Source organism: bacterium, assembly GCA_030247525.1.
In the GTDB taxonomy this organism is placed as follows: Bacteria; Electryoneota; JAOADG01; order JAOADG01; family JAOADG01; genus JAOTSC01.
In genome coordinates this window covers 1-1621 of sequence record JAOTSC010000301.1, presented here as the reverse complement: position 1 = coordinate 1621, position 1621 = coordinate 1, and the positions used below count along the sequence as shown (strand labels likewise).

General features: G+C 44.4%; 2 protein-coding genes. Both read right to left on the bottom strand.

All coding sequences use genetic code 11. The annotated features are described in order from the left end of the window. Nucleotides 1-572 (bottom strand): hypothetical protein (locus OEM52_15205; GenBank protein ID MDK9701480.1); only part of this gene is annotated, 572 nt, incomplete at its 3' end. Nucleotides 573-616: 44 nt separating this feature from the next. Further along, complete coding sequence (locus tag OEM52_15200) at nt 617-1129, bottom strand: hypothetical protein (GenBank protein MDK9701479.1); 513 nt, start codon at nt 1127-1129, stop codon at nt 617-619. Between the last annotated feature and the right edge of the window lie 492 nt (nt 1130-1621).

Here is a 1621-nt window from a genome sequence, read left to right as displayed (position 1 = left end):
GCATAATCTCCCTGAGCTTTGATAGCACGGACATCCCCGGGTAGTAATAGCGAATCGAGCTTTCTCGGGTTCGTTCGGTCTGATATGTCGACTGCCTCGATACCTGCCGTACCGCTTGCGAGAAATGCGTACTTGCTTCTCACTACCAGATCGAATACTTGTCCCTTCGAATTCAGATGTGCCAGCAGCTTAGGTAATTTTGGATTCTTAATATCATACACCGAGATACCATAATCGAGTTGACAGATATAGGCATTATTACCCGAAACTACGACTTTATTTGAGAACACCCTTTGGTAAGAGAGGCGGTAGCCTTTTTCACTAAGGATAGAGCCAACAACTTTAATCTTCTTAGCGTTGGCGACGTCAAACACACGGACACCTTCCCATCCATTTGCAACAAAGGCGTATTTGCCGTGGATTGCTACCGATTGCGCCCAATTCAAAGTCCAAAATTGCTCCGCGATGGATTTTGCAAGCGTTGTGTCCTGCAAAGAGGTATTGGCAATCACAGGAATCGAACTAAACGAAAACAAGGTAACTGCGAGTAATATTCTAATGATCCGCTTCATGGCTTGTCCTTAGCATTTCGTTACTTTTGTAGGTTAGATCTCAATTATGGTCGTGCAGAACGATGAATCGAATTCTCTTGTTGCTTGGGTTTCAACTTGTTGTCTAAGTCCTCTTGGGAATAGAAAGAAAGCATGGTATCGGCAGTGGCGTAGATGTTTACCAATGCGACACATGGAAACAGCTCAGCATTACGCGTTTCTAAAAAGTTTGCCATGTTGTAAACCGTTCTGATCGCGTACGTTCCCGCGGAATCAATGCGAAGTACAATTTCACGATCTACCTGCTCATTCCGGCCAATCTTCCCTTCCCAACGGAGTTTTCCTTTCTGTAACATGACTCCGGTTGGTAACAGGATATCCAGAGATGTGACTTCAGCGCTATCACAGCTTTGGATGTGAACCGAATACGTGAACGGTTTACCTAATTTCAATCGGGGTGAAACCACCGCCCCGATCCATGGTGGTTCACTTGGTTGAGAACAGTATCCTGGGGTAATCGAAGTGAATAAAATGACGACCAGAAAACATACAACGAGAAAATGAGGGTTACGGTTCATGGAATCACCTGTATCAGTTAGTTTAAAATAGAGATAATGAGCCGTTTGTTGGCACCAAATCGGTTACATGTTTGACCAGTACTGGTAAGATGTCCTGGTTCCAATGATTATTATCGGAACTCAAGTTCTTTTAGATGGAGCGGGAACCCGGCAGGCAACTTGCCATGATATTTCGTCAAACTGATCTTTCGCCCAGCTCCCGAACCCTTTGAGACCATTGATTTAGACCAGTACGTTGCGAAGCGTTTTCCATGCTCGCCTTGCAAGTGGCGGTAGCAGCGATCAGCGAATCGATACAAGTTTATAGGACCGACAGCGGGACAAAGCTGTCGTTGGTTATTCAATAGAATCCCAATACGAATCAATAAGAAATTGCTTCGCTGCGAATCAAGTTCTCATAGACTGTTAGGTTCATCGCACAAAGATAATCCTTGTTCTAACAAACGGCGAACGACCTTAATCAATAACCAGATTGTAGATCATTTCATAATC

Coding starts and splice junctions, on each gene's coding strand:
- OEM52_15200 (MDK9701479.1), bottom strand. CDS start 1,129: ATGAACCGTAACCCTCATTTTCTCGTTGTATGTTTTCTGGTCGTCATT.